The sequence below is a fragment of the Stenotrophomonas sp. 71799_Sma genome, assembly GCF_056482505.1.
This window is the reverse complement of the sequence record NZ_CM151202.1, coordinates 4,020,782-4,039,952: the sequence shown is the minus strand read 5'-3', so window position 1 is coordinate 4,039,952 and position 19,171 is coordinate 4,020,782. Positions and strand designations below refer to the sequence as shown.

At 67.8% G+C, this 19,171-nt stretch carries 18 protein-coding genes; 12 read left to right on the top strand and 6 right to left on the bottom strand.

Features of this window, described 5'->3' with window-relative positions:
• Window positions 1-7 precede the first annotated feature (7 nt).
• From ACZK4Z_RS18725 to ACZK4Z_RS18715, 3 genes are all read left to right on the top strand, one after another.
• Window positions 8-508, top strand: coding sequence for an RNA polymerase sigma factor (locus ACZK4Z_RS18725; protein WP_125894998.1), 501 nt, complete (start codon window positions 8-10; stop codon window positions 506-508).
• Between the two features lie 104 nt (window positions 509-612).
• Window positions 613-1,545: a FecR family protein gene (locus ACZK4Z_RS18720; protein WP_125894996.1), complete on the top strand. Its 933-nt coding sequence runs from the start codon at window positions 613-615 to the stop codon at window positions 1,543-1,545.
• Between the two features lie 301 nt (window positions 1,546-1,846).
• Window positions 1,847-4,765, top strand: coding sequence for a TonB-dependent receptor (locus ACZK4Z_RS18715; RefSeq protein WP_478450983.1), 2,919 nt, complete (start codon window positions 1,847-1,849; stop codon window positions 4,763-4,765).
• 96 nt (window positions 4,766-4,861) lie between these two features.
• Here the strand turns inward: ACZK4Z_RS18715 and ACZK4Z_RS18710 are convergent, their stop codons facing one another.
• Window positions 4,862-5,119 carry a DUF2789 domain-containing protein gene (locus ACZK4Z_RS18710; protein ID WP_006390068.1) on the bottom strand — a complete coding sequence of 86 codons (258 nt, stop codon included), beginning with the start codon at window positions 5,117-5,119 and terminating at the stop codon, window positions 4,862-4,864.
• Between the two features lie 106 nt (window positions 5,120-5,225).
• Between ACZK4Z_RS18710 and ACZK4Z_RS18705 the strand changes: the two genes are divergently transcribed.
• Genes ACZK4Z_RS18705 through ACZK4Z_RS18685 form a run of 5 tightly spaced genes read left to right on the top strand, consistent with a single transcriptional unit; the run spans window position 5,226 to window position 8,178 of the window.
• The gene (locus ACZK4Z_RS18705) at window positions 5,226-5,813 is read left to right on the top strand and encodes a biliverdin-producing heme oxygenase (protein ID WP_125894992.1); all 588 of its coding nucleotides are present in this window, start codon (window positions 5,226-5,228) and stop codon (window positions 5,811-5,813) included.
• Between the two features lie 31 nt (window positions 5,814-5,844).
• Window positions 5,845-6,312 (top strand): YbaN family protein, encoded by a 468-nt coding sequence (locus tag ACZK4Z_RS18700; RefSeq protein ID WP_125894989.1) that lies wholly within the window; start codon window positions 5,845-5,847, stop codon window positions 6,310-6,312.
• Window positions 6,299-7,027 carry a tonB-system energizer ExbB gene (exbB, locus tag ACZK4Z_RS18695; RefSeq protein ID WP_107431601.1) on the top strand — a complete coding sequence of 243 codons (729 nt, stop codon included), beginning with the start codon at window positions 6,299-6,301 and terminating at the stop codon, window positions 7,025-7,027. The genes ACZK4Z_RS18700 and exbB overlap by 14 nt, the downstream gene beginning before the upstream one ends.
• A 9-nt stretch (window positions 7,028-7,036) precedes the next feature.
• Entirely contained in the window at window positions 7,037-7,462 is a 426-nt protein-coding gene (exbD, locus tag ACZK4Z_RS18690) for a TonB system transport protein ExbD (RefSeq protein ID WP_125894987.1), read from the top strand.
• Window positions 7,459-8,178 carry an energy transducer TonB gene (locus tag ACZK4Z_RS18685; RefSeq protein ID WP_125894985.1) on the top strand — a complete coding sequence of 240 codons (720 nt, stop codon included), beginning with the start codon at window positions 7,459-7,461 and terminating at the stop codon, window positions 8,176-8,178. Before exbD ends, ACZK4Z_RS18685 begins: the two co-directional genes overlap by 4 nt.
• Window positions 8,179-8,271: 93 nt before the next feature.
• On the opposite strand, the gene ACZK4Z_RS18680 is transcribed toward ACZK4Z_RS18685, so the two are convergent.
• Entirely contained in the window at window positions 8,272-10,299 is a 2,028-nt protein-coding gene (locus ACZK4Z_RS18680; protein ID WP_125894983.1) for a sodium-translocating pyrophosphatase, read from the bottom strand.
• 308 nt (window positions 10,300-10,607) lie between these two features.
• Here ACZK4Z_RS18680 and ACZK4Z_RS18675 point away from each other — a divergent pair, with 308 nt between their 5' ends.
• Window positions 10,608-11,111 (top strand): hypothetical protein, encoded by a 504-nt coding sequence (locus ACZK4Z_RS18675; protein WP_032128388.1) that lies wholly within the window; start codon window positions 10,608-10,610, stop codon window positions 11,109-11,111.
• Between the two features lie 72 nt (window positions 11,112-11,183).
• On the opposite strand, the gene ACZK4Z_RS18670 is transcribed toward ACZK4Z_RS18675, so the two are convergent.
• The 3 genes from ACZK4Z_RS18670 to ACZK4Z_RS18660 form a co-directional block, all read right to left on the bottom strand.
• Window positions 11,184-11,573 carry a DUF488 domain-containing protein gene (locus ACZK4Z_RS18670; RefSeq protein WP_032128407.1) on the bottom strand — a complete coding sequence of 130 codons (390 nt, stop codon included), beginning with the start codon at window positions 11,571-11,573 and terminating at the stop codon, window positions 11,184-11,186.
• Window positions 11,574-11,693: 120 nt separating this feature from the next.
• Window positions 11,694-12,488, bottom strand: a complete 795-nt coding sequence (locus ACZK4Z_RS18665; protein WP_049400701.1) for a hypothetical protein — start codon at window positions 12,486-12,488, stop codon at window positions 11,694-11,696.
• 205 nt (window positions 12,489-12,693) lie between these two features.
• Complete coding sequence (locus ACZK4Z_RS18660; protein WP_125894981.1) at window positions 12,694-13,950, bottom strand: 6-phosphofructokinase; 1,257 nt, start codon at window positions 13,948-13,950, stop codon at window positions 12,694-12,696.
• A gap of 136 nt (window positions 13,951-14,086) precedes the next feature.
• Here ACZK4Z_RS18660 and ACZK4Z_RS18655 point away from each other — a divergent pair, with 136 nt between their 5' ends.
• The 3 genes from ACZK4Z_RS18655 to ACZK4Z_RS18645 all read left to right on the top strand — a co-directional run bounded on the left by ACZK4Z_RS18655 (window position 14,087) and on the right by ACZK4Z_RS18645 (window position 16,918).
• Entirely contained in the window at window positions 14,087-14,650 is a 564-nt protein-coding gene (locus tag ACZK4Z_RS18655) for an adenylate kinase (protein WP_032128385.1), read from the top strand.
• Between the two features lie 328 nt (window positions 14,651-14,978).
• On the top strand, window positions 14,979-16,343 hold the full coding sequence (gene mpl, locus ACZK4Z_RS18650) for a UDP-N-acetylmuramate:L-alanyl-gamma-D-glutamyl-meso-diaminopimelate ligase (protein WP_125894979.1): 1,365 nt from the start codon (window positions 14,979-14,981) through the stop codon (window positions 16,341-16,343).
• Window positions 16,340-16,918, top strand: a complete 579-nt coding sequence (locus tag ACZK4Z_RS18645) for an LON peptidase substrate-binding domain-containing protein (protein ID WP_125894977.1) — start codon at window positions 16,340-16,342, stop codon at window positions 16,916-16,918. Before mpl ends, ACZK4Z_RS18645 begins: the two co-directional genes overlap by 4 nt.
• 174 nt (window positions 16,919-17,092) lie before the next feature.
• Here ACZK4Z_RS18645 and ACZK4Z_RS18640 read toward each other — a convergent pair whose 3' ends face one another.
• Window positions 17,093-19,087, bottom strand: coding sequence for a bifunctional DedA family/phosphatase PAP2 family protein (locus tag ACZK4Z_RS18640; RefSeq protein WP_125894975.1), 1,995 nt, complete (start codon window positions 19,085-19,087; stop codon window positions 17,093-17,095).
• Between the last annotated feature and the right edge of the window lie 84 nt (window positions 19,088-19,171).

Here is a 19,171-nt window from a genome sequence, read left to right as displayed (position 1 = left end):
TCCGCGCATGTCCTCCAATGCCGCCTCCCTCACCGAACTGCTGATCCGCGAGCGGCCTGCGTTGCTGCGCCGGGTGCAACGCATCCTGGGGGGCGACAACGGCGCCGAGGACGTGATCCAGGCGGTGTGGTTCAAGGCACGTGGCGTCGATGACAGCCAGGCCATCGACAACCCGCGCGCCTATCTGTACCGGCTGGCCGCCAACCTGGCCACCGACCATGGCCGCGAATCGACCCGGCGCAACCGTCTGCTGGCCGACCACTACCTTTGGGGGCCGGACGAGGTGATCTCGACTGAGGAGCAGGCGATGGCACAGGACGAGCTGCAGCGGGTGCTCGACGCGGCGGGACACCTGCCGGAGCCGACCCGCACCATCTTCCGGCTCAACCGCCTGCAGGGCCTGACCCAGGCCGAGGTCGCCCGCCGTCTGGGTGTGTCGGTGACTACCGTCGAGAACCATGTGCGCACCGCGCTGCAACGCCTGGCCTGGGCGCGCAGCGGCCGATGATCGCCCCGGCTTGGGGCTGGCCCTCGCTGAAACGTCTTGATCACTGGACCGTGGATGCGGTCTAGTTCCTCCGCCCGCGCTTGAATGCGCCTGTCCGCCAGCCGATGAGCCCGCCGAACACGCTGCCCGCCGCCAATGACGATGCCCTGGCCGAACAGGCCCGGGGCTGGATCGCGTGGCTGGCCTCGGGTGACATCGGCGAGGGGCGCATGCATGAGTTCGAACGCTGGCTGGCACAGCCGGGGCACCGTCGGGCCTTCGAGCACGAGCGCGCGCTGTGGCGCAGCGTCGGACCACGCCCGCAGGCCCGGCCCGCCGAACGCCGGCGCCCGCGGCGGCTGCGCTGGGCAATGGCCGCTGCAGCTGCGCTGGCGATGCTGGTGGCATGGCCGGAGGCCTGGTTGCGGCTACAGGCCGACCATCGCAGTACGCATGTCGTGCAGAACGTGCAACTGCCCGATGGCAGTCGAGCCGTGCTGGATGCGGACAGCGCGATCGCCGTGCGGTTTGATGCCGATGCACGCCGGATCGAGCTGCTGCGCGGGCGCGCCTGGTTCGAGGTCAGCCCGGATGCCCAGCGGCGTTTCAGCGTGCGCGCGGGCAATGGCGTGGTCGAGGACATCTCGACCGCGTTCTCCGTCGCACGCGACAACGATCAGGTGGAAACCCAGGTCGGACAGGGCAGGGTGCGCGTGGCCAGCCCGGCCGACGGTGGCTGGACCTACCTGCAGGTGGGACAGCGTGCGGTCTATGGCGAGCGCAGTGGCGTGACGCGTCTGGGAGATGTGGCGGCCGACAGTGTCGGCGCGTGGCGGCAGGGTGAACTGCTGCTGGAGCAGGCCAGCGTCGCCGAGGCCATGCAATGGGTCGGGCGCTATCGCGCTGGCCCGACCTTCGTGCGTGGCGATCTGTCGCAGCTGCCGGCCGTCAGTGCAGCATTGCGCATCGATCGCCCGGAGCAGGCGCTGGATGCGTTGGCGGCAACAGCAGGTCTTCGGGTTACTCGTCTTCCATTCGGCGTCGCCATCGTGCAGTAGATCCACGCCATGCGTGGATGACCGTCCCTGTGCCGACCAACGGTCGGCACCCACCACTGCAAGCAGCCGACCAACGGTTGGCACCCACCACTGCAAGCAGCCTATCAACGGTTGGCACCCACCGCAGCAAGCAGCCGACCCACGGTCGGCACCTGCCGCGGCCGCAAATCGCTCTTGGGGTTGCCACGCTTTCATCCGTCTTACTCCGCGAACGTACCCGCCGCCGCCAGTACGTCGCCGTGTCCGCCCGTGTTGCGGATGTCGCCGCGCCCGCGGCACCGATTACCTGACAGGTTCCCCCATGTTCGATTTCCATCGTCCGGGCCGCATGCCGCGCCCGTCCCGCCTGTGCATCGCCCTGCTGGCGGCCGTCCTGGCCAGCGCCGCGCCCTCCGTACTCGCGCAGGATGCCAGCGGTGACCATACTGCCGTGCAGCGCTTCGATATCCCCGCGCAGCCACTGGACGAGGCGCTGCGCAGCTACATGCGCCAGTCCGGTGTGCAGGTCGTGTACCCGGCCACCCTGGCCCGGGGTGTGACCTCGCGTGCGGTCAGCGGCAGCCTGTCGGCCAGCGAGGCTTTGCAGTACCTGCTGCAGGGCAGTGGCCTGGCGGTGCGCCGGGTCAGTGCCGATGCGGTGACCCTGGAAGCGGCAGCGTCGGCGCAGGCCGACAGCGGTGTGATCGTCACCGATACGCTGAGCGTGGCCGGCGACCGTATCGACAGCGGCGCAACCAGCGACGAGGCGCGCCTGCTCGACGGCTATCGCAGCGTCGGCTCCACCACCACGCTCAACCGCACGCACCTGGAGCGATTCCGCGGTACGTCCAACGGCGACATCGTCAAGGGCGTGGCTGGCGTCACCGCCGGTGATCCGCGCGTGGGCAACGGCTTTGACGTCAACATCCGTGGCATCCAGGGCCAGGGCCGCGTGCCGGTGATCATCGACGGTGGCCAGTCCAGCATGGATACCTACCGTGGTTATGCCGGCCAGTCGCAGCGCACCTACCTCGACCCGGACCTGATCTCCAGCCTGACCATCACCAAGGGCCCGAGCCTGCAGGCCAACGCCTCCGGTGGCATCGGCGGCGTGGTCGAGATGGAGACGCTGAAGATCGGTGACGTGCTGCGCGAAGGCCGGGACTTCGGCGTGCGCGTGCGTGGCGGCCTGGCCAACAACAGCGCCAACAACCTGCCGTCCTACAGCGCCGCGCCGCGCACCGATCGCAGCGCCACCGGCAGCCAGTTCTTCAACGTCGCCGCTGCGGGACACTGGGATCGCTTCGATCTGGTTGCCGCCTACGCCTACCGCGACAACGGCAACTACTTCTCCGGCAAGCATGGCTACGATGACTTCCCGCAGACCCGGCGCACGCTGGCACCGCTGAATCCGCCGCGTACCGAGGTGTTCAATACCTCGGCCCGCTCGAAGTCGGCGCTGCTCAAGGGCACCTGGCGCATCGACGATGCACAGACCCTGGAAGCGGGCTACCGCCGCTACGAGGGCACCGCCGGCGAGATAATGGCCTCGCAGATCATCCGTGTGGATCGTGACCGCATTCCGCAATGGGACCCGGGCCACGTCGACATGGACAGCTATACCCTGCGCTATCGCTTCAACCCGGACAGCGAGCTGGTCGACCTGCGCGTCAACGCCACGTACACCGACACCGACAGCGTGATGTACAACAGCCTGACCGGCATCACCCCCTGGTACTTCGATCGCCGCACCGAGTGGTACGACGCGCCCAGCTTCAGTGGCGACCCCGGTTACAAGGATGCCTACCGCAATCCGCTGCGGCAGAAGCGCTTCGGCCTGGATGCCAGCAATACCTCGAAGTTCGATACCCGCGCCGGTGCATTCACCCTCGACTACGGCCTGTCCTACAGCGATGAGGACATCGCACCGGGCAGCTCGGGGCCGGTCATGCACGATGACCTGATCAACAACCGCTTCCTGCGCAACGCCGAGCGCAAGGAATACAGTGCCGTGGCCTCGCTGAAGTGGCAGCCCGATGAGCATTGGGAACTGCTGGCCGGCGGCCGCTGGAACCGCGTGGACGTGCATGACCGCAACCGCCTGGCCATGCCCGATGCCTACGAGGTGCAGGGCCAGTACCGCTACACCGAGCTGCTCAATGGCAACCCGGCGCTGCCGTCGTGGCGGGCCAAGCGCATCGCGCTGCTGAACTGGTATCCGGACGCCAACGGCAATTTCACCCAGGAATCGCTGCTGGCTTCACCGTACAAGAAGGGTACGGTGGGCGACATCGGTGGCTGGAACTTCTACGACGCCGGCAAGGCGCAGGACCTGGAGGTGCCGGTCAGCTGGAGCTGGTCGCAGCCGATCCGTCGCCGCGACACCGCGTTCTCGCCGACCGCCAGCGTGGCCTACCGCTTCAGCGAAGACACCATGGTCTACGTGAAGTATGCCGAAGGCACCAAGCTGCCGAGCCTGTTCGAGACCACGCTGGGCCTGTTCACCGCCGCCAAGCCGGTGGGCGAGCTGAAGCCGGAGCGTGCGCGCAGCTGGGAGATCGGTGCCAGCACCATCCGCTATGACCTGTTCACCGCCGGCGACCGCCTGGCGCTGAAGCTGGCGTACTTCGATACCCGCATCGACGACCTGATCACCCGTGACTACCGCACGCTCTCGGCCGGCCTGATCCGCAACGTCGACCAGTTCAAGGTCTCGGGCATGGAGTTCCAGTCCAGCTATGACAGCGGCAAGGTATTTGCTGATCTGTCCGCGCACTACTACTTCAAGGCCAAGACCTGCGCACCGGACATCGCCGCCGAGCGCCGTGCCTATGGTGCACAGCGCAGGAACGATGAACTGGCCAACACGCCGAACTGTGTGGACGGCGGCTTCGAGGGCTCGTACACCAATACCCAGAACCCGCCGCGCTACATGGTCAACCTGACCCTGGGCTCGCGCCTGTTCGACGAGCGCCTGACCTTCGGTACCCGCGTGGTCCACAACGCCGGCCCGATCAGCAAGCTGGACAAGGACTGGAACGTGGGCCTGTCGGCGATCCAGCAGCTGTACCGGCCGACCACCCTGGTCGACCTGTTCGCCAGCTGGAGCTTCAACGACCAGCTGTCGGTGGAGGCGGGCGTGGACAACGTCACCGACCGCTACTACCTGGATCCGCTGGCGCTGGGCGTGATGCCGGCCCCGGGCCGTACCGCGCGGCTGGCGCTGACCTGGAAGTATTGATCGTCGGGGTCGGATCCCTTTCCTGCAGAAAGGGCTCTGACCCCAGCGGGAGACAACGGTAGCGCCGGGCCATGCCCGGCGCCTTCCTCCAGCCAATTACAGCCCGGTCGCCGCCTTCACCGCATCTTCGTGCAGCGACTCGTTCAGCTCATCCACCACCGTGGTCCATGCCGCATCGGCCTGCAGCGACTCGGACAGGAACTGGCGCTGGGCATCGTTCCAGTACGGTGCCTCGACCACTTCCACATCGGTGGCCAGCTGGTGCTCGCGGATGAAGCGGGCGATGCCCTCGGCGCTGGCATCCAGGCCCAGCTGCAGGAACAGGTTGGTCATGCGCGGTTCGGTGGTGATCATCGTCGGTTCCTGCGGGAAGAAGGGATACGCCATTATCGGTGCACATGGCCTTGGGGAAAGCCCCGTGGCGAACGTCTACAGCAGGACGACCCCCTTGGCATCCCCCATGAACGCACACATCGCCCCTGAAGACAGCCGCAGCCTGCGGCTCAAGGCCGCCACCCGCGACAGCCATGGCGCGCTGGACAAACGCATCATGGCCGGCGACATCTTCGCCGACCGCGGCAACTTCGCCCGTTTCCTGCGCGTGCAGTACCGCTTCCACCGCAGCATCGATGCGCTGTATGCCAACCCTGCGCTGGACGCACTGCTGCCCGATCTGGGCGAACGCCGCCGCCTGACCCAGGTGGCGCGCGACCTGCAGGATCTGGAGCAGACCCTGCCGGGGGCCGACATCGCGGCGTTGCCGTCCGATCTGGAGCTACCCGCCGCATTGGGGTGGCTGTATGTGGCCGAAGGATCCAACCTGGGCGGCACCGTGCTGTACAAGATGGCCACCAAGCTCGGCCTGGACCGCGATTTCGGCGCCCGTCACCTGGCCGCGCACCCGGATGGCGCGGCGCGCCACTGGCGTGAATTCACCGCTGCGCTGGATGCGGTGCCGCTGAGCGCCGAGCAGGAGCAGCAGGTGATCGATGCGGCGGACGCCGCCTTCCGCAGCGTGCACGGCCACGTCGAAGTGGAATTCGCCTGATGCACGCCTCCCGCCTATCGGCGCAACGCTGATGCGCTGGCTCTGGTTCGCGCTGGGCTGGCTGATGGTCGGCCTCGGGGTGATCGGCGCGCTGCTGCCGGTGATGCCGACCACCATCTTCCTGATCCTGGCCGTGGGCTGCTTCGCGCGCAGTTCGCCGAAGTTCGAGCAACGCCTGCTGGCGCACCCGCGCTACGGCCCGTCACTGCGGCTGTGGCGCGAGCAGGGCGCGGTGTCGCGCAAGGGCAAGGCGTTTGCCAGCGCCGGCATGGCGGTGGGCTTCGCGCTGTTCTGTTGGGGCGCACATCCGTCCTGGCGGCTGCTGCTGGGCGTGGGCCTGTTCTTCGCGGTCAGCGCCGGCTACGTGCTCAGTCGGCCCGCACCGCGGTTGGAGCCCAACCCGGTCGTGGAAGTGGACGACGCCAATGATCCGCGCACGGTACGCCGCCGTGCAGCGACCCCTGATGCTGATGGAAACCGAGACGATGCTGCCTGCTGACCTGGCCCCCGTGGCTGCCCCTGCACTGACGCCCTGGGGCATGTATCTGGCCGCCGACGTGGTGGTGAAGACAGTGATGATCGCGCTCGCGCTGGCGTCGCTGGCCACCTGGACCGTGCTGCTGGCCAAGGGCTGGGAACTGGCCCGCCAGGCACGGCAGCTGCGCGCAGCGCGTGCGCTGCTGCTGCAGGCGCCGAGCCTGCCCGGCGAGAGCGCCGACGCCAGTATGCAGCAGGGTACCGCACTCGCCATGCTGGACGCAGCGCGCACCGAACTGCGCCTGTCGCAGGAACTGGATAGCCGCGACGGCATCAAGGAGCGCGTGGCCTCGCGCCTGGACCGCATTGAACTGGAAACCGCGCGCGTGCAGCGACGCGGCATCGGCGTGCTCGCCAGCATCGGCGCGGTGGCGCCGTTCGTCGGCCTGTTCGGCACGGTGTGGGGCATCATGAACAGCTTCATCGGCATCGCGCACAGCAACACCACCAACCTGGCGGTGGTTGCGCCCGGCATCGCCGAGGCTCTGCTGGCGACCGCGCTGGGTCTGGTCGCAGCGATTCCCGCCGTGCTGGTCTACAACCACTTCAGCCGTGTACTGGCCGGCCTGCGGGGTCTGCTCGGTGATCTGTCGGCGGCCGTGCAGCAACTGGTCTCACGCGATCTCGATCGTGCCGTTCCGCGTACCGCAGCGGCGCCGCTGCGTGCGGTGCACTGAGGCGCGACGATGGCGATCAGGACCGCGTCCGACCGTGACGATGCGCCGGAAGAAGCGCATGAGATCAATGTCACGCCCTTCATCGACGTGATGCTGGTGTTGCTGATCATCTTCATGGTGGCCGCACCGCTGGCCACCGTGTCGGTGCCGGTGCAGCTGCCGGCCAGCAATGCCAGTGCCACGCCGCCGGAACAGGCACCGGTGTACGTGACCGTGCAGGCAGATCTGTCGCTGCGCGTTGGCGAACAGGCCGTAGCGCGCGACGGGCTGGCGGCTGCATTGCAGGCGGCCACTCACAGTGACACCACGCAGCGCATCTTCCTGCGTGCCGATACCCGCGTGCCCTATGGCGAACTGATGGCCACGCTGGATGCGCTGCGAGTGGCCGGCTACCTGAAGGTGGCGCTGGTCGGCCTGGAGCAGGGCGCACGATGAGTGGACTGCGGCGCTGGGCGACCAGCCTGGCGATCGTGCTGCTGGTGCATGCGCTGTTGATCGGCGCGGCCTGCTGGTGGGCGGCTCGTGCGCCAGCGCTGACGGCTGCGGTTCCGCCTGCGGCGCTGATGCTGGAACTGGCGCCGATGGCGCAGGCACCGCCGGTGCCGCCGCGCGAGGTCGCCACCGGGCCGCTGCAGCAGCAACAGCAGCGGCAGGCGCCGAAGCCGGCCCTGCGCGAGCAACCCAAGGCGCCGGTGCAGCCGCACGGTGAGCTGCCACCGCCGCGTACACCGGAGCCGACGCCGTCGCCGCACACCGCTGACGCCAACGTCGCGCAGACCAGCGCACCGCCGCAGGTGGCGGCTGACGCGGCCACACGCTACACCGCACCGCAGACCACGGCCGGCGAACGCAGTCGTGCCGAGGCGACCTGGGAAGGACGCCTGCTCGGGCACCTGCAGAAACACCGCCGCTATCCGCGCCAGGCCGAGCGGCTGCGCCAGCAGGGTGTGGTCTACGTGCGCTTTGCGGTTGCCCGCGATGGCGCGGTCTCGGGGTTGAAACTGGGCCGCAGCAGTGGCTTCGCGCTGCTCGACCAGGAGACGCTGGACACCGTGCAGCGGGCCAGCCCGGTACCGGCGCCGCCGGCCGAAGTGGCCGGCGACCCGGTGGAAGTGATGGTGCCGGTGTCGTTCTTCCTGCGCGGGCGTTGACCTCGTAGCGTCGAGCTTGCTCGACTGCTCTTGCGGTGTGGGCCAGAAGCAGTCGAGCAAGCTCGACTCTACGGGTTTGCGCATGGTGTGGATCTACAGCAGCGGCACCAGCAGCAGCGCCACGATGTTGATGATCTTGATCAGCGGATTGATCGCCGGACCGGCGGTGTCCTTGTAGGGATCGCCGACGGTATCGCCGGTTACCGCCGCCTTGTGCGCTTCGCTGCCCTTGCCGCCGAAGTGGCCGTCCTCGATGTACTTCTTGGCGTTGTCCCAGGCACCGCCGCCGGTGGTCATCGAGATGGCCACGAACAGGCCGGTCACGATCGTGCCGATCAGCAGGCCGCCCAGTGCGCGTGGCCCCAGCAGCAGGCCGACCACCACCGGCACCGCCACCGGCAGCAGTGAGGGCACGATCATTTCGCGGATCGCCGAGCGGGTCAGCATGTCCACCGCCTTGTCGTACTGCGGCTTGCCGGTGCCCTGCATGATGCCGGGGATCTCACGGAACTGGCGGCGCACTTCCTCCACCACCGCACCGGCGGCGCGGCCAACCGCTTCCATCGCCATCGCACCGAACAGGTAGGGAATCAGGCCGCCGATCAGCAGTCCGATGATCACCGTGTGGTCGCTGAGGTCGAAGCGGAATTCCTGCCCCGGATGTGCTGCCTGCAGGTTATGGGTGTAGTCGGCGAACAGCACCAGTGCCGCCAGTGCCGCAGAGCCGATCGCATAACCCTTGGTCACTGCCTTGGTGGTGTTGCCCACCGCATCCAGCGGATCGGTGATGTCGCGGATCTCCGAGGGCAGCTCGGCCATCTCGGCGATGCCACCGGCGTTGTCGGTGATCGGTCCGTAGGCATCGAGGGCGACGATCATCCCGGCCATCGACAGCATCGCGGTGGCGGCGATGGCGATGCCGTACAGGCCAGCCAGCGCGAACGCGCCCCAGATTGCCGCACACACCGCCACCACCGGTAGCGCGGTGGACTTCATCGAAATGCCAAGGCCGGCGATGATGTTGGTGCCATGCCCAGTGGTCGAGGCCTGTGCCACGTGCTGCACCGGCTTGTACTGGGTGCCGGTGTAGTACTCGGTGATCCACACGATCAGGCCGGTCAGCACCAGCCCGATCAATGCGCAGCCATACAGCGCCATCGGCCCATGCACGTTGTCACTCATCAACCCGGTGGTGATCGGGTAGAACGCAATCGCGGCCAGCACGCCGGACACGATCACGCCCTTGTACAGCGCGCCCATGATCGAGCCGCCCGGCTTCACCTTGACGAACAGCGCGCCGATGATCGAGGCGATGATCGACACGCCGCCCAGCACCAGCGGATACAGCACCGCATTGGCGCCTGCCTCGGCCAGCATCAGGCTGCCCAGCAGCATGGTGGCGATGACGGTGACCGCATAGGTCTCGAACAGGTCGGCGGCCATGCCGGCGCAGTCACCCACGTTGTCACCCACGTTGTCGGCGATCACCGCCGGGTTGCGCGGATCGTCTTCGGGAATGCCGGCTTCGACCTTGCCGACCAGGTCGGCACCGACGTCGGCACCCTTGGTGAAGATGCCGCCGCCCAGGCGCGCGAAGATCGAGATCAGCGACGAGCCGAACGCCAGCCCGACCAGTGCATGCAGCGCCTGGTCCATCTGCAGGCCCATGCGCAGCAGCAGCGCGTAGTAGCCGGCCACGCCCAGCAGGCCGAGGCCGACCACCAGCATGCCGGTGATCGCACCGCCGCGGAAGGCGACGTCCATCGCCGCGCTGATGCCGTGGCGGGCAGCTTCGGCGGTGCGCACGTTGGCGCGTACCGACACGTTCATGCCGATGTAGCCGGCCGCGCCGGACAGCACCGCACCGATGGCGAAGCCGATCGCGGTGTACCAGCTGAGGAAGATGCCGACCAGCACGAACAGCACCACACCGGCCACGCCGATGGTCAGGTACTGGCGGTTGAGGTAGGCACGCGCACCTTCCTGGATCGCGGTGGCGATCGCGATCATGCGTTCATTGCCGGTGGGTTGGCGCAGGATCCAGCGCGCCGAGACGATTCCGAACAGGATCGCGAGAATGGCGCAGCCCAGCGCCAATGACAGCCCGTGACGTTCCAGCATTAGACCCCTCCGCAGAATGGATGTAGGCATCCAGTGGCGATGAACGGCACCACGAGGGGGACGACGGGCTGCAGCCTGGAACCAACCCGTACCGACCTTGGTGGTCGTCCGACGTATGGCGGTGTTCAGCATTCCCTGGTGCCCGCAGTATGCGTGCCGCGCACTGTAGAGTCGAGCCGTGCTCGACTGGTTTTTACGAGCCCCGCCGCATGCCGCCAGTCCATGGGCATGATTCGAAAGCCACAGGCCTTTGCACCCCGTTAAGCCAGCCTCTGCAAGCCTGCGCCCAGTCCCGTAGGAGATTCCCCATGCGCCTGTCCCTGTTGATGCTTGCCGCCCTGGTCCCGGCCGTACCGGCACTCGCCGCGGAAACCCCGGAGCTGCAGCGCGCCGTGGGTGCCCCCCAGGCCGTGGGCGCGGTGCACACCCTGCGGCAGATTCCCGAGGCCTGCGCGCGCCTGGAAGGTGCCTTCACCGGTCAGGCGGCCGAGCCGTATCGCTTCGCGCCGGTGCGGACCAGCGAGCAGTGCCAGCCGCGCGCGCGTTTCGTCGACTATGCCAAGGCGCAGCCAAGCGCCGACAAGGGCTGGAAGCTCAATGATGTGATCCGCGTACCCAATGCCGCGTGCCCGGCGCAGCAGGCGGTAGTGCGGGTGTGGCGCCTGCCGTCGAGCAACAAGGTCGAGCTGGACGGGCAGGGCCAGTCGCGCATCTATCTGGAAGAGGCCAAGAAGCAGGCCGCTGCCGGCCAGATTCCGCAGGTGACGATGTTCGCCGCGCAGCTGCAGATGGAAGGCAAGGCCTGCAATTGAAATTGCGTGGGCGATGTACCCGCGCGGTCATCCACGGGGAGTGCCGGCCGCTGGCCGGCAACCCTGCAATCATCACTCCGCCAGCGTCGCCCCGCGCGCCACCAGCAGCTCTCGCAGGGCCCTGCGATGGCAATGCGCTTCATCCTCGCAGTAGCACCCCACGCTGATGTCGCTGTGCTGTGACATCGCGGCCAGCAGGTCCAGCGCGTGGGCCGCGTCCGGCGCCTTCATCTCGGCCTTGTAGTGGCGGAAGAACGCATTCCAGTCGGCCGCGGTTTTCGCTTCGTGCGCCCGCTTTACCAGTTCCGCGCTGGGTGACAGGGTCGGGAACCAGACGTCGTACCAGTCCTGTTCCGCGAACTCACTGCGCGGCACGCCGCGTGGCGGCCGCCGCACGGTACCGATGCGCAGCCCTTCGCCGGGGTGGCGCGGCGTACCCAGTCGAACAACACGCAGTGCCATGATGACCTCCGGACGGGGCATCCATCATCCTGCGATGCACGTGCGCCAGGCGTGAACCGCTGTGGAAACGAAAAGGCCCGGGCGCCTGCGCACCCGGGCCTTTTCCCATGCTGGCAGCGATCAGTTGCCGCGGCAGTCCTTCAACCACAACACACGACCAATCTGGTCGTAGCTGTCGACCACGCCGGTCAGCGTCACCTTCTCGCGCGGGCGCAGGGCCAGCGCATACGCGGCCTGGTTGGCTGCAAACGAGCAGGAAATGGCCACGCGCTCAAAGTCGATGCTGCCATCGCTGGGCAGGTCAAAGCTGGTGTTGTAGGTGCCGCCACTGCGCAGCACGGAGGTGATGCGACCGGTGATGGCGTAGGTCTTGCCCTTGTAGCGCGGCTCGACCGCGGCCGGGTTGTCCTTGTTCTGGTTGCGCAGCTGGAAGCCGAAGCGGTCGGCGGCAATCGTTACCACCGACGCCTGCGGAGTGGCCTTGGCTGCCTGTTCGCCAGCCTTGCCCGGCTTGATCTGGTTGAGCAGCTTGCACATTTCTTCGCGCACGCCGTCGGCCGAGGCAATGGCGCCCTTGTTGACCTTCACCACCATGCCGACGGTGCCCTGGCCGCCTTCGGAGGTGGCACTGATGATCATCGGAATCGGCTTGTGGGCCATGGATTCCGGCTCTTCGATCAGCATCGAGCCGCCTTCCACGTCCTCGCTGAGGACGTCCATGTTGGCGTTCTTGGCGATCACCCGCATCTGGCCGATGGCACTGGCCACGGTCAGGTCCGGATGGGTGACCGATGAGGTGAAGGTCGTGCCGACGAAGGGATTGCCCTTCTTCTGGAAGTTGCTTTCGCAGGTTGCAGCGAAGGCCGGCGCGGCAGCACCGCACAGCAGCGCGGCGATCAGGATCGGGTGCTTCATGGTTACAGTCCTTGTGAAATGGCAGCACAGGCCCGGGCCTTGAAGGCCGGGCAGCGTCGAATCTGGCTTGCGGCGGCCCCTTTGCCCCGGGCCGGAGCCCGATTGTGGGGTGCTTCGGCGGCCGCCGCAATGTGCCCTGCGCTCCGCACAGGGCTCAGCACAGAGGGGCGTATACGACTTAATCCCCTCCGTCCCCTTTTTCGGCTCAGCCCTCGAAGGCCGGCAGCTTCTGCTTCACGGCCACGTTCTTCAGCGTCACGTACTTCGGCAGGCCGTCGGTGCCGTACGGCAGCGGGGCTTCGCCCTTGATCAGCGGCGACAGGTAGGCGCGTGCCTTGGCGGTGATGCCGAAGCCGTCGCGGCGGATGAAGCCGGCGGGCATCTTCTTTTCATGATTGGCGATCTTCGACAGCGGCGCCGCTTCGATCTTCCAGCGATAGGGCGCATCGGTGCTGCGCACGATCACCGGCATCACGCCGTTCTGGCCCTTCAGTGCCAGCTGCACGGCGGCCTTGCCGACCGCCTGCGCCTGCTCCCAGTCGGTCTTGCTGGCCAGGTGGCGGGCCGAGCGCTGCAGGTAGTCGGGCAGCGCCCAGTGCACCTTCAGGCCCAGCTGGTCCTTGACCCGGCCGGCCAGGTGCGCCGCCACGCCGCCCAGCTGCGAGTGACCGAACGAGTCCTTGCCGCCGCCCGCGTCGGCGACGAAGCGGCCATCGGCGGTGGCGATGCCTTCCGACGCCACCACCACGCAGTAGCCGACGCGCTCGACCACCGCCTTGACCTTGGCCAGGAACGCCGCTTCGTCATAGGCGCGTTCGGGCAGCAGGATGATGTGCGGCGCTTCGTCATCGCCGTTGCCGGCCAGACCGGCGGCCGCAGCCAGCCAGCCAGCGTGGCGGCCCATGGCCTCGTAGATGAAGACACGGGTGGAGGTCTCGGCCATTGCCGCCACGTCCAGCGCCGCCTCGCGCACCGAGACCGCGGTGTACTTGGCCGCCGAGCCGAAGCCGGGGCAGGTGTCGGTCACCGCCAGATCGTTGTCGATGGTCTTGGGCACGCCGATGCAGGTCAGGTCGTAGCCGGAGGCCTTGGCCAGCTGCGAGACCTTCAGCGCGGTGTCGGCCGAGTCGTTGCCGCCGTTGTAGAGGAACCAGCGCACGTCGTGCGCGCGCAGCACTTCCAGCAGGCGGTCGTAGCGGGCACGGTCGGCGTCCAGCGATTTCAGCTTGACCCGGCACGAGCCGAAGGCGCCGCCCGGGGTATGGGCCAGCGCGCGGATCGCGGCGGCACTCTCTTTGCTGGTGTCGATCAGCTCCTCGCGCAGGGCGCCGAGGATGCCGTTGCGGGCAGCCAGGACCTTGATGCCCTTGGCCCGGGCCTGCTCGATCACCGCCGCTGCCGTGGCGTTGATGACCGCGGTGACACCGCCGGACTGGGCGTAGAGGAGAGTACCGTTGCGCATGCTTCTACCTGCTCGGGGGAGGGGACATTGCAGGGACATTACCCGGATGCGGTAAAGTGGCGCTATTGCGGTGCAGCGATACCGGTCCGTCCGGGACGCGAACCTTCTTTGTTTTCAACACGTTGGAGTCAGGTCAATGCGATTGGTTCTGTTGGGACCGCCCGGTTCGGGCAAGGGGACACAGGCGACGCGCCTGAAGGAAAAGCTGGGGATCGCCCACATTTCGACCGGTGACATGCTGCGCGCGGAAATCGCCGCGGGCACGGAGCTGGGCAAGCAGGCCAAGACGGTGATGGATGCCGGCAACCTGGTGTCGGACGACATCCTGCTGGGCATGCTGGAGTCGCGCCTGACCCAGGCCGATGTCGCCAAGGGCTTCATCCTCGATGGCTACCCGCGCAATGTGGCCCAGGCCAATGCGATGGACGGCCTGCTGGCCAAGATCGGCCAGCCGCTGGATGCCGTGGTGCAGCTGGACGTGGCCACCGAGCTGCTGGTCGAGCGCATCGCCGGTCGTGCCAAGGAACAGGGCCGCGCCGATGACACGCCGGAAGCGGTGCGCCAGCGCCTGCAGGTCTACAACGACCAGACCGCCCCGGTGGTCGACTTCTACGCCGGCCGTGGCACCCTGGCCCGCGTCGACGGCGTCGGTGAGCTGGACGAGATCGAAGCCCGCATCCTGGCGGCGATCAAGGGTTGATCCTGCAGGGCCGGTGCACTGCCGGTCCTTCGGGCGCAAAAAGCACAGGCCTGGTCCGCGAGGACCAGGCCTGTGTCGTTTGATAGGCGCCAGCAGAGGGCTTGCTCAGGGCCCCGCAGCATGAGCTCCCTTGGGGATGGCCTCTTGGGGAGTAGGACCGGTTCGGGTACTGCGGCTGGCAGTTCGAATTGTGTCCGGGTTCACAGAACATCGCTATCGGGATTTCCCTGACAGATGATTGGAGTTTTCTCACATCCTGTGTAGGACTTGTCTTACCCCGGATCGGACATTGGCCCTATACAGCCGTCATCGGTCACAATCCTCGGTCATGAGCAGCGTACATATCCTTGCAATCGCCGGCACCTTCATGGGCGGCGTGGCCGCCCTGGCGCGGGAACTGGGCCATACGGTCAGCGGCAGCGACCAGGCCATCTATCCGCCGATGTCGACCCAGCTCGAACAGCTGGGCATCACCCTGGACCAGGGTTACCGCGCCGACAGCGTGCCGGCCGGCACCGACGAGGTGGTGATCGGCAACGCGCTCTCGCGCGGCAACCCGGCCGTGGAGGCCGTGCTCGATGCCGGCCAGCGCTACATCTCCGGCGCCCAGTGGCTGTCCGAACAGGTGCTGCCGGGCCGCGACACCCTGGCCGTGGCCGGTACCCACGGCAAGACCACCACCACCACCATCCTCACCTGGCTGCTGGAAAGCGCCGGTCGTTCGCCCGGTTTCCTGATCGGCGGCGTCGCCGAGGATTTCGGCGTCTCCGCCCGCCTGGGCCAGGGCCGCGAGTTCGTGGTCGAGGCCGACGAGTACGACACCGCCTTCTTCGACAAGCGCAGCAAGTTCGTGCACTACCGGCCGCTGGTGGCCATCCTCAACAACCTTGAATACGACCACGCCGACATCTTCCCGGACGTGGCCGCGATCCAGCGCCAGTTCCACCATCTGGTGCGCACGGTGCCGGCGCGTGGCCGACTGATCGTCAACGGCGAGGACCCGCATCTGGCCGAAGTGCTGGCGATGGGCTGCTGGACCCCGGTCGAGCGCTTCGGCTTCGACCCGTCGCTGGAATGGCATGCCGAGCTGCTGGCCGCCGATGGCAGCGCCTTCCGCGTGCACCACCGCGGGCAGGCAATGGGCGATGTGCACTGGTCGTTGCTGGGCCGCCACAACGTGCTCAACGGCCTGGCTGCGCTGGCTGCCGCACATGCGGTGGGCGTGGCGCCGGCCGACGTGATTCCTGCGCTGGCGCGCTTCCGCAGCGTCAAGCGCCGCATGGAAGTGATCGGCCGCCATGACGGCATCACCATCTACGACGATTTCGCCCATCACCCGACCGCGATCGCCACCACGCTGGAAGGCCTGCGTGCCAAGGTGGGTGACGCGCGCATCGTGGTCGCGATGGAGCCGCGCAGCAATTCGATGCGGCTGGGGGCGCACGCGCAGGCGCTGGCCCCGTCGCTGGCGTTGGCTGACGAGGTGGTGTTCCTGCATCGCCCGGAACTGGCCTGGGATGCGGCCGCGGTGATCGCCGCGGTGCGCGGCGAAGCGCACGCGGTGCCGGATACCGACGCATTGCTGGCGCAACTGCAGGCCAGCGCGCGCAGTGGTGACCACGTGGTGTTCATGTCCAATGGTGGCTTCGACGGCGCGCCGCGCCGTTTCCTGGCCGCGCTGCAGGCCCGATGAGCGTCGACGGTTCGCTGCCGCTGTTTCCGCTGCACACCACGCTGGTGCCGGGTGCGGCGGTGGGCCTGCGTGTATTCGAGCGCCGCTATCTGGACCTGGTCCGCGACAGCGGCCGCAGTGGCGAAGGCTTTGGTGTCTGCCTGATCCTCGACGGCCAGGAAGTGGGAGCCCCGGCGACACCGGCAGCGTATGGCGTGCAGGTACGCATCGAAGACTTCGATGTCGGCGCAGAAGGCGTGCTGCAGTTGCGCCTGCGTGGCACCCGCCGCTTCCATGTCGAGCGCACCCGCGTACGCGACAACGGTCTGGTGGTAGCCGACGTGCGTTGGTGCGATGAAGACCCGGACGATGAGCTACGGCCGCAGCATGCGCTGCTGGCCACGGTGCTGGGGCACATCATCGAACAGGCCGGCGAGGCCTATGCACCGGCCAACCCGGCGTTGCTGGACCAGGCCAGCTGGGTCGGCTGGCGGCTGGCCGAACTGCTGCCGCTGAGCGAGCAGCAGCGCCTGCAGCTGCTGCAGATGGACGACCCGCACCAGCGGTTGCAGCAATTGCTGGGCTGGATGCCGTAGCCGATAACCGCCAACCAAGGTTGGCCACTACCAGAGCGCAGCGGAACCGGGAAACGCCAACCAGGGTTGGCGACGGACAGAGCGCGCCGGAACCGGTAGCTGCCAACCTTGGTTGGCGGCCTTTTCCCGAAGCGCCAACCAAGGTTGGCGACTACCAGAGAAGCACCGGCGCCATCACGGCGTGGTCTTCAACCGCAGCACCGGCAGCCCGGTTTCGCTGTGCACATCCTCCCGCTGCGGCAGGTTCTGCACGGCGTCCTTCACCGCGTTCAACGCCGGGTCGACACCCCGCAGCGGGTGCCACATGCCGATCCATTCGAAGTGGCGCTCGTAACGCAGGGTCTGTGCACTGCCCAGCCACAGCGGCGTGTTGCCCGGCTGCAGCTGCGCGGGTGCCGGCCACAGGCGCAGCACATAGCGCTCATCCGGCTTCGCACCCTGGCGCACCATCAGCAGTGCTTCCACGCGGGTATCCAGCGTCGCCGGCAACACCGGCAGCTCGTCGGCACCGGTGTTCTTGTCCAGCATCAGCAGCGCCTGCTGCCAGCCGGCCTGCTCCTGCCGCTTCCAGCCGCGGGCTTCCAGCTGCGCCTGCAGCGGCGCCAGCGGGCCCGCCACCTGCACGTCCAGCGGCCAGCGCTGGTCGTCGTCGAACTCGTTGCGGCGCGCCGGCAGCGTGGCCCAGTCGTGCTGCCACCAGGCTTGCGCATCCATCGCCTGCGGTGCCGGCAGGGTCGGCTCGAACCGCTCCAGCTTCACCGGAATGTGGCGCGGCGCGTACCACATCGCCGCCACGGCGAATACGCCGTAGAACAGCCAGGCCACCGGCTTCACCCAGAACGAGCGGTTGAAGCGGCGGCGGTAGGCGATGCCCAGCACCAGCAGCCAGAACGTGCCGAACAGCATGCCGCCGATCACATCGCTCAGCCAATGCGCGCCCAGGTACAGGCGCGAGAAGCCGATCAGGCTGACCACGATGCCCGACACCAGGTACGGCCAGACGCGGGTGCGACCGGGCATCTCGCGGGCGATCAGCACCGCGAAGAAGCCGAAGGTGATGGTGGCCATGGTCACCGACACCGACGGGAAGCCAAAGCCGCTGCTGGCATCGATCGGGCGCACCACATCCACGGTGGCACCGAGCAGCATGGTCAGCGCCAGGCCGAAGGCGAGGGCGGCCAACCAGTGTGCGGCGGCCATCCAGCGCCGGCGCCAGACCAGGTAGCCCATCGCCGCGGCCGTGGCCGGCAGCAGTACCTGCCAGGCGCCCAGCGATGCCAGTGCGGCCATCGGGTAGTCGGCCAGCGGGTTGCGCAGCGCCAGCATGGCCTGGTGCACCAGCAGGTCGATCGCCAGCGGCTCGCCGTGTGCGACCACCACGGTCAGCAACGCGAACCAGCCCCAGCCCAGTACCAGCAGCATCAACGCCAGCATTGCCAGCGGCACGGACTCACGCCGCTTCGGGTCCAGCACGCCAACGGTGTAGCGGCCCAGCGTCGGGTGACGGTTGGACCAATCCAGCAGGCGCGCCAGCCAGTTGTCCATGCGCGCGGCCGACCAGCGATAGCCGTACAGAACGATGGCCCAGACCAGGCCGAGGATCACCGCCAGCAGGCCGACCACCACCACCAGTCGTCCGGCCACGGCGGCCACGGCGTCATACGCCTCGCCAAGAATCCAGCCCGGCGCCAGGAACAGCACCGCCCAGGAGATGCTGGCGATGCCGCTGGCCTGCACGTAGCGGCTGGCCGGCATCTTCATCATGCCGGCGATGGCCGGCACGAACGGGCGGATCGCGCCCACGTAGCGTGCGATCAGGATGCTTTTGAAGGCGTTGCGGCGGAACAGGTTCTCGCCGCGGTCGAGCAGCTGCGGGTAGCGGCTGAACGGCCAGATGCCGCGCAGGCGGTCGCCCCAGCGTCGGCCGATCCAGTAACTGATACCGTCGCCGGCAAATGCGCCCAGGGCTGCAGCCGCCACCGCGTACGGCCCGGAGATCTGGCCCAGGCCGATGAACACGCCCACCGCGAACAGCAGCGGCAGCGCCGGCACGATGGCGCCAAGAATGATCACCGCATCGCAGAAGGCGATGAGGAAGATAACGGCACCCGCCAACACGGGGTGAGCGGCAATCCACGCGAGCGTGGCGTCGATCCATGAAGAGTCCATTGCCCGATTATAGGGGCGTGAAGGTGACTGGTTCCCAGCCGCTTCGTGACCGTTTGCAACCGGCGCCTTCGCCTAGAATGGCCC